Source organism: Marinospirillum sp. (genome assembly GCF_014859565.1).
This window is the reverse complement of the sequence record NZ_JACUUA010000138.1, coordinates 1-8,790: the sequence shown is the minus strand read 5'-3', so window position 1 is coordinate 8,790 and position 8,790 is coordinate 1. Positions and strand designations below refer to the sequence as shown.

Sequence of the window (8,790 nt, the reverse complement as noted above, 5' to 3'; positions counted from 1 at the left end):
AGCTTCAAACAAAAAAACAGACCCATCAGAGACCAGAATTCTTTAGATAGTCAAAAAACCTTCGCTGGAGACACCTATGACTGACCCGGACACAAAAATAACCCATCTGGACGCTCAGAAATTACTGCACCCTCGTTTGCAGGATACCGATCTAAACCAACTGATGCGGCAGATCAGTCAGCACTATCTGGCTGATGAAAACAGCTTTATGGTGGAGCTGGTGAAAATTGTTAATCACCAGCCCCGGGATATTGAACACCTGGCCAAGCAGACCGCTGATCTGGTGCGGGATGTACGCCGTCAGGATGATGCCATCGACAGTATTGACAAGCTGCTGCAACAATACAGCCTGGATACCCAGGAAGGGGTGCTGCTGATGTGTCTGGCGGAAGCTCTGTTGCGTATTCCTGATGCCACCACGGCAGACGCGCTGATTCGTGACAAGCTTTCGGTTGCTGACTGGCAGCGCCATCTGGGGCAAAGTGATTCACTGCTGGTGAATGCCTCCACTCTGGGACTGCTGGTGACCGGTAAGGTGATCAGCATGGATCCACGCAACAGCCAGCCGGTACCGGTGCTGAACAAACTGGTTAATCGTCTGGGTGAACCCATGATTCGTAAAGCCATGGCACAGGCCATGAAAATCATGGGGCACCAGTTTGTACTGGGGCGCACGCTGGATGAAGCCTTAAAAAACGGCAAGCCTCTGTTCAAAAAAGGTTACACCTACTCCTTTGACATGCTGGGTGAAGCGGCTCGTACGGCTGAGGATGCACAGCGTTATTTTAACGATTACCTGCAGGCCATCGAAACCGTTGGCAAAAAAGGTAAACAGCTGGCCGGTGACGCTCCGGCTCCCTCTGTATCCATCAAGTTATCTGCTTTGCACCCTCGTTATGAACGCGGCAAACGGGATCGAGTATTAAAAGAGCTGGTCGCCAGCCTGGGCCAGTTGACTCAACGCGCCCGCGAACTGGATGTAGCCCTGACTCTGGATGCGGAAGAAGCCGACCGACTGGAATTATCACTGGAGGTTTTTGCTGCTGTATATCGCAGTGATGCAGCCAAAGGCTGGGGACAACTGGGTCTGGTGGTGCAGGCTTATACCAAACGTGCCTTACCTGTGCTGCACTGGCTGACCCGTTTATCCAGTGAGCAGGGGGATGAAATACCTGTACGACTGGTGAAAGGCGCTTACTGGGATACCGAAATCAAACATGCCCAAATTCTGGGGCTGGATGGTTATCCGGTTTATACCCGCAAGGCCAACACTGACTTAGCCTATCTGGCCTGTGCACGTTTCCTGCTTTCTGATGCAACCAAAGGTCGTATTTTCCCGCAGTTTGCTACCCACAATGCCCACACCCTGAGCTGCCTGCTGGATATGGCCGGTGAACGTCCGGTGGAGTTCCAGCGCCTGCACGGTATGGGTGAGGCCTTGTATGACCAAGCATTAAATCGCGCAGCCAAAGGCACCTACTGCCGTATTTATGCCCCAGTGGGCGCTCACAAAGATTTGCTACCCTACTTGGTACGCCGCCTGCTGGAAAACGGTGCCAACTCTTCTTTTGTACATCAACTGGTGGATGAACGGGTGCCCGTAGAGCACCTGTGTACTCATCCGCTGGAACAACTGCAAAACAAAAAAACCTATGCCAATCCAAACATCCCGCTGCCACTGGACATCTACGGCAAGGATCGTATCAATTCACGAGGTGCTAACATGAACATCAATGCCCAGCTTGCCCCCCTGCTTAAACAAATCCACACTTTTGATACCACCCAATGGCAGGGTGCACCGATGTTGGCTGAAGGCATCAGTGCTACAGCTGGAGCAACCCAAACCGTGTTGAGTCCTTTTGATCGCAACCAGTCAGTCGGTCAAATCCAGTGGACTTCTGCGGCACAGGTTCAGGCGGCACTGGATGCTGCTGAGTTGGCCTTTCCTCGCTGGAATGCCGTTCCAGTACAAGAACGTGCCGCCTGTCTGCGCAAGGCCGGTGACTTGCTGGAAGCTCATATGCCCGAGCTGATGGCACTTTGTGCCCGTGAAGCCGGAAAACAACTGGTTGATGGTGTCGCAGAAATCCGTGAAGCCGTGGACTTCTGCCGTTATTACGCTCTACAGGCAGAAAAACACTTCGGTGAGGCCACGCTGCTGCCGGGGCCAACCGGTGAGTCTAACGAACTCTACCTGACCGGTCGCGGTATTTTTGTGGCCATCAGCCCCTGGAACTTTCCAGTTGCCATTTTCCTCGGCCAGGTACTGGCCGCGGCAGTATCCGGCAACGCGGTACTGGCCAAACCTGCTGAACAAACCTCTCTGGTAGCCTGCCGTTGTATGGAGCTAATTTATCAGGCGGGTATTCCGCGTGATGTAATCCAGCTACTGCCCGGTATTGGTGCAGAAATCGGCCCACTGCTTACTGCTGATCCACGAGTGACCGGTGTGGCTTTCACCGGTTCCACTCAAACGGCACAGAGAATTAACCGGGCACTGGCAGCCCGCGATAACGCTCCCCTGGCCGCACTGGTCGCTGAGACCGGCGGCCAGAATGCAATGCTTGTGGATTCCACCGCGCTACCTGAGCAGGTCGTCGCCGATATAGTGGAATCCTCTTTCACCAGCGCAGGGCAAAGGTGTTCTGCTCTGCGGGTATTATTCTTGCAAGATGAAATTGCTGATCGAGTCATTGAAGTGCTGACGGGTGCCATGGCTGAATTACAACTGGGTGATCCTCGTGATCCAGCCACTGATGTTGGTCCGGTGATTGATGAACCAGCCCGCAGCAAGCTGAATGCACATATTGAACATTATCGTCAGCAGGGACGCATTCTGGCAGAAACCGCTGTTCCAACTGAGCTGGCAGACAAGGGTTATTTTGTAGCCCCCACCGCCATCAAAATTGAACAGCTGAGTGAACTGAAAGAAGAGCAGTTTGGCCCGATTCTGCACATCCTGCGCTACAAGGCTTCCGAGATCGATGCAGTGATCAACAGCATTAATCGCACTGGCTTTGGCCTGACCTTCGGCATTCAGAGCCGTAATGAACAGTTTGCCGCCTACATCGACAGCAAGATGCGAGTCGGCAACGTATACATCAACCGCAATATGATTGGCGCGGTTGTAGGAGTTCAGCCCTTTGGTGGTATGGGGCTGTCCGGGACTGGCCCGAAGGCGGGCGGCCCACATTACCTGTTGCGCTTTTCAACCGAGCGCACACGCACCATCAATACCGCTGCAATCGGTGGCAATGCCAGCTTGCTGGCTCAATCCGATGATTAACAATGCAGTTTGAATAACAACACAAAAAGGTATTAAGAGATGATTGCAAATAACACTGCCGTAGGCTGGACGTTTATTGCCTACATCGGGGTGATGCTGGCCATTGGCTGGGTTGCCTATCAACGTACACAAGATCTTTCAGATTATATTCTGGGTGGCCGCAGTCTTGGCCCCTGGAGTTCTGCTCTTTCAGCCAGTGCTTCGGACATGTCCGGCTGGCTGCTGCTGGGGCTGCCTGGTGCAGCCTATGTTTCCGGCCTCAGCGCCGGCTGGATTGCTATTGGCTTGTTGATCGGTACTTGGCTGAACTGGTTGTTCATGGCACCTCGTTTACGCCTGTATAGCTTTAAAGCCAACAATGCCCTGACGCTGCCAGAGTTTCTGGAACAACGCTTCCGCGATAAAACCAACATGCTGCGAGTGGTTTCAGCACTGTTTATCCTGTTGTTTTTCCTTTTTTACACCTCGTCCGGTCTAGTTGCTGGCGGTAAGTTGTTTGAAACCGTGTTCGGCCTGGACTACAAGATTGCCGTACTGGTTGGCACCCTGGCAGTTGTTTCCTACACCATGTTCGGTGGTTTCCTTGCGGTATCCTGGACTGACCTGTTACAAGGTCTGATGATGGCGGTTGCTCTGGCTATTGTGCCACTCTGGGCGATGGGTGAACTGGGCGGCATGAATGCCACCTTTAGCAGCATCAGTGAACTGAATCCCAATCTGCTGACCTGGTTCAGTGACAATACCGGAGAAGCACTCAGCATCATGGGTATTGTTAGTGCCATGGCCTGGGGTCTGGGTTATTTTGGCCAGCCTCACATTCTGGCGCGTTTTGCTGCCATCAGCTCCCACAGGGAAATTCCAACTGCACGTCGTATTGCCGTAAGCTGGAGTGCGTTGACCCTGTTCTGCTCCATGTTGATTGGCCTGATTGGCACAGTGTTCATCAGTGAAGGCCTGGGTGACGGTGAAACAGTATTCATGGTGATGGTGAATGCCCTGTTCCACCCGGTGATTGCCGGTATCCTGCTGGCTGCCATACTGGCTGCGGTAATGTCCACCGCCGACTCCCAGCTGTTGGTGTCCTCCTCCGCACTGACCGAAGACTTCTACAAGTCCATCTTCCGCAAGGATGCCACTCAGAAGGAACTGGTAAGGGTGGGTCGTTTGGCGGTTATTGGTATTGCCTTGGCGGCCATGCTGCTGGCACTGAACGAAAACTCCACGGTGCTGGATCTGGTGTCCTATGCCTGGGCTGGTTTTGGTGCCACCTTCGGCCCGGTACTGCTGTTGTCACTGTTCTGGAAACGCGCTGCTGCACTGGGCGCCATGGCCGGTATTGTGGTTGGTGGTGTCACCGTGGTGGTCTGGGCCAACCTGAGTGGCGGTATTTTTGATCTGTACGAAATTGTGCCTGGCTTCATCCTGGCGGGTATTGCCATGATTGTGATGAGCCTGATCAGCCCTGAACCCAGCGCTGAAATCCAACAGGAATTTGATGAAGTACAACAGGAAGTACGCAGTTAAAAACTCTGACCCGTTTGGATCAGCGTTTTAAGTGCAGTGGCCAAGGATGGCCAATCCTGATGTTACTCAGTTCACAGCCTCATAAAATCGCTGCATATTTATGTCATAATATTAAAGTTGCTTTGTAACAGAATAAACAGCCAGTCAATCACCACTACTAAACAAGTGTTTAAAAACCCTTCATTAAATCCACATAAAAAAGTCAGTAACTGACCCCGCAAAAAGCTGTTGTAGCCCTTGCCATTGCTGAAAAACAATAAAATTATCATATTCTTCAGCAAGTCTTTACCTGATAAAAACCCCCTCATCTTTTCACCGGCTTTTTTATTGCTCAGCTAGTCAGCCCAGTGCTAACATCAATAACAAGTAATTAATAAAACTTTAAGCATTCTTACGCTGCCAAAGCAATCCACGGCGTGCAAATCCTGAAAAAACAGAAAAAAACAGACGAGCTGACTGTTCATGGAACTGAAAGCAGAAAAAAACACCTGCCTATTGCTAAGTGTGTGGCCTCACCGGCTATACATCTGCTTGTGTTTTTTATCTGGCGGCCTGCTTGTTTTCGGATTTATCCAACCAGCCACAGCTCAACAACTACCCGAATCCGCACAACCGGGCGCCATCCAGCCCCATGTCCAGCCACGTATTCCGCCTCAGCCATCCAGCAGGGTTCTGGAGATTCCACCACTGGTTGAACGCCCCCTGTCGGCTGATGAAGGTGAGCGCATTCAGGTATCCGAGTTTCGCCTGACTGATGCCAAAAACTTGCCTGAATACGGCATCCGGCTGACTGACCTTCAGCAATTACTTGATGCCGCCCGTGACGAGCAACCGGAAGGTTTCACCATTGGGCAAATGGAAGCTGTCACCAACCGCATCACCAACTATTACCGCAGCAAGGGGTTAATCCTAGCCAAAGCGGTGCTGCCGGTACAAACCGTCACCGATGGTGTGGTCGACATTCAAGTGATTGAAGGACATCTGGGACGTGTGCTGGCAGAAAACAACCGTGTTTACTCCACTCGCGCCCTCTCCCGCCCGTTCAACAACCTGAAAGGGCGCCCTGTCAGCCAGCAGGAAGCTGAATCTGCGCTGCTGATTCTGACCGACTTCCCCGGCCTGGCCGCTTTTGGCATGTTCCAGCCAGGGCAAAAAGTGGGTGAGGCGGATCTGCTGATTCGCGTACCTAATGAAGAACGTTTTAATGCCAGCCTGCGTGTAGATAATCACGGTTCGGAGACTACCGGTATCTACCGGGGTCGTGGGCAACTCCACTGGAACAACATCACCGGTAATGCTGACCGCCTGTCCATCACCCTTCAGCAAAGTGCACAGCCACAAAACAGTCAATATGGCGCACTGGATTATCATATCTTCTTTAATCGTTATTGGCAGGCAGGTGGTTATGCCCGTCAAAACACCTTTGATGTAGGTGGTGAGTTTGAATCGCTGGAGATCAGTGGTGAATCCAGCCAATATGGCCTATATGGACATTATCAATGGATTCGCAGCCGCGAACGTAACCTGTCCAGCAAGGTTGAACTGGCTTCTAAGTACGCCACCACTGAACGTATGGGTGAACAAATCAATGAGGATCGCCTTACTCTGCTGAATCTGGGTATCAATTACGATTCCGTGGATACCCGCTTCAGTGGTTTAAACTATGCTGGTATTGAGATCAGTCAGGGATTTAATGATTTACTGGGTGCCATGGGGGACTCTGCCAGCTCCTATGAACTGGATCGAGACAAAAGGCCGAGTCGGCAAGGTGGAGAAAGAGGTGCAGATGGTCGATCACCCTTTGCAGAAGGTGAGTTCACCAAGGTACTGGCCTTTTATTCACGCCTGCAAAACCTGACCCAGGGTTCATCCCTGCTGTTACGCAGCGAGTTTCAATACTCTGCGGATATTCTGGTGCCGATGGAGCAATACGCCGTGGGTGGTGCTGACCATGTGCGTGGTTTTAACTCCTCCTACACCATGTATGACACTGGCGGACTGGTTTCACTCGAATACATTCTGCAGGCACCACTGCTGGGTGACCGACAGGCTTTTGGTGGCTGGCGCTGGCGGGATATGCTGCAGTTTTCTATTTTTTATGATCATAGCCTGGGCGAAAAAAACAGCCCAATGCCAAACGAACCTCAAGGTATGTACCAGATGTCCGGTGCCGGTGTCGGCATTCGGTTTAATATCCCCAACCAGTTGACCTCAAGGATTCAGCTGGCAACACCTCTTACGGATGAAAGCGGAAATGACGATGAAGAAAAAGCGCAACCACAAGTGTGGTTCGACTTTGCCTGGCATTTCTGAACTGCACAGGCTTGCACCAACAGCTCTGGCTGCTGCGCTTTTTGCGCTGGCGGCAGGTTCTGCACATGCAGGCCCGGCGGGAGGGGTGGTGGTTGGTGGATCGGGCAACATTCATCAGCCGGACAGCAACACCACCAACGTACACCAGCACTCCAACCGCATGGCTGTACAGTGGGATAGTTTTAATCTGGCACCCGGCCAGACGGTCAACTTTCATCAGCCTTCCTCCAGCGCCTTTGTACTCAACCAGATACTGGATGCCAATGCCAGCGTGATCCGGGGACAGATCAATGCCAATGGTAATGTCGTTCTGGTCAACTCTGCCGGTATTTATTTCAGCGAAACCGCACAGCTGAACGTTGGTTCGCTGATTGCCTCTGGTCACAGCCTGTCAGTGGATGACTTTATGGCCGGTTATCTGCGCTTCCAGCGAGAGGCCGGCAAAGAAGGCCGTGTTATCAACCGTGGCACCATCAATGCAGCCACTGGCGGCAGTGTCACCCTGCTGGGCAGCAGTGTAGAAAACTCTGGGAATATTTACGCCAAAGCCGGTCGAGTGAATCTGGCGGTGGGTGAGCGCATCACCCTGGATTTTGACGGTGATGGCCTGATGCGTTTTGCGGTGGATGAAGCCCTGCTGGAAAACATTGATGGGCTGGACAGTGCCATTCATAACACCGGCAATATCTCGGCAGATGGTGGCTCGGTCATTATTGATGGTCGAGTAGCGCAGGATGTGTTTTCCCGCGTAGTCAACAACGAAGGCATCATCCAGGCTGGACGCATTGAAAATACCGGCGGAGAGATACGCCTGGTCGGTAGTGGCGGCAGTGGCAGCTCGGTAGTCAACACCGGCCAGATCAGTGCCTCCGCACTGGACGACCAGAGCAGCGGCGGCCAGATCACCCTGCATGCAGAAGACGACACCCTGCTGGTCAGCGGTGAAAGCAGGATTGATGCCTCCTCAAGCAATCAGCAGGGCGGACAGATCCACCTGCTGGGCAACCAGATTGGTCTTTCCGGCACCACTCAGGTAGACGCCAGTGGTGCCACTGGTGGCGGCGAAATCCTGATTGGTGGTGATTACCAGGGACTGAATACCGACATTCCCAATGCTGACAAGGTCGTAGTCACCAGCGGTGTGACACTCAACGCGGATGCAACCCATAACGGTGACGGCGGCCGCATTATTACCTGGGCAGACAACTGGACTCGTTTTGCAGGCAGCCTGAGTGCTAGGGGTGGTGATAACGGCGGTAATGGTGGTTTTGCCGAGGTTTCAGGTAAACAAAATTTACTATTTGAAGGCCGCGCGGATCTTCGATCATCAACGGGAATAACTGGAACGCTGCTGCTTGATCCTGAAAATATTATTATTACCCAGAACACGGATACAGACGGTATTACCTTTCCGGTCAATTTTGCAGATGGCGTAGGTGCAGACTACAGCATCAGAGCAAGCACTATTAATAGCTTAGGATTAACTACACACGTTATTCTTGAGGCCAATAACAACATCAGCCAAGCAGGAACAAATGCTAACTTTCTGATCGACATTGCATCAAATCATGGCATTACTTTGCGTGCCGGGAATAGCATCTCCATAGGAAGAGGCATTATCACTCAGGGTGGAAACATTACCCTTGAGGCCCACTCCGTAGATGCCA

The 8,790-nt window shown here is 52.3% G+C and carries 4 protein-coding genes; all 4 read left to right on the top strand.

The annotated features are described in order from the left end of the window. Positions 1–76 precede the first annotated feature (76 nt). Positions 77–3,286 carry a bifunctional proline dehydrogenase/L-glutamate gamma-semialdehyde dehydrogenase PutA gene (putA, locus tag IBX50_RS14330; protein WP_292256958.1) on the top strand — a complete coding sequence of 1,070 codons (3,210 nt, stop codon included), beginning with the start codon at positions 77–79 and terminating at the stop codon, positions 3,284–3,286. A 39-nt stretch (positions 3,287–3,325) separates the two neighbouring features. Continuing rightward, positions 3,326–4,810, top strand: a complete 1,485-nt coding sequence (gene putP / locus IBX50_RS14325; RefSeq protein ID WP_292256956.1) for a sodium/proline symporter PutP — start codon at positions 3,326–3,328, stop codon at positions 4,808–4,810. A gap of 462 nt (positions 4,811–5,272) precedes the next feature. Beyond that, a complete protein-coding gene (locus tag IBX50_RS14320) occupies positions 5,273–7,123 on the top strand; it encodes a ShlB/FhaC/HecB family hemolysin secretion/activation protein (protein ID WP_292256953.1) in 1,851 nt (616 codons plus the stop codon). Beyond that, positions 7,071–8,790 (top strand): filamentous hemagglutinin N-terminal domain-containing protein (locus IBX50_RS14315; protein WP_292256951.1); only part of this gene is annotated, 1,720 nt, incomplete at its 3' end. The genes IBX50_RS14320 and IBX50_RS14315, both read left to right, overlap by 53 nt.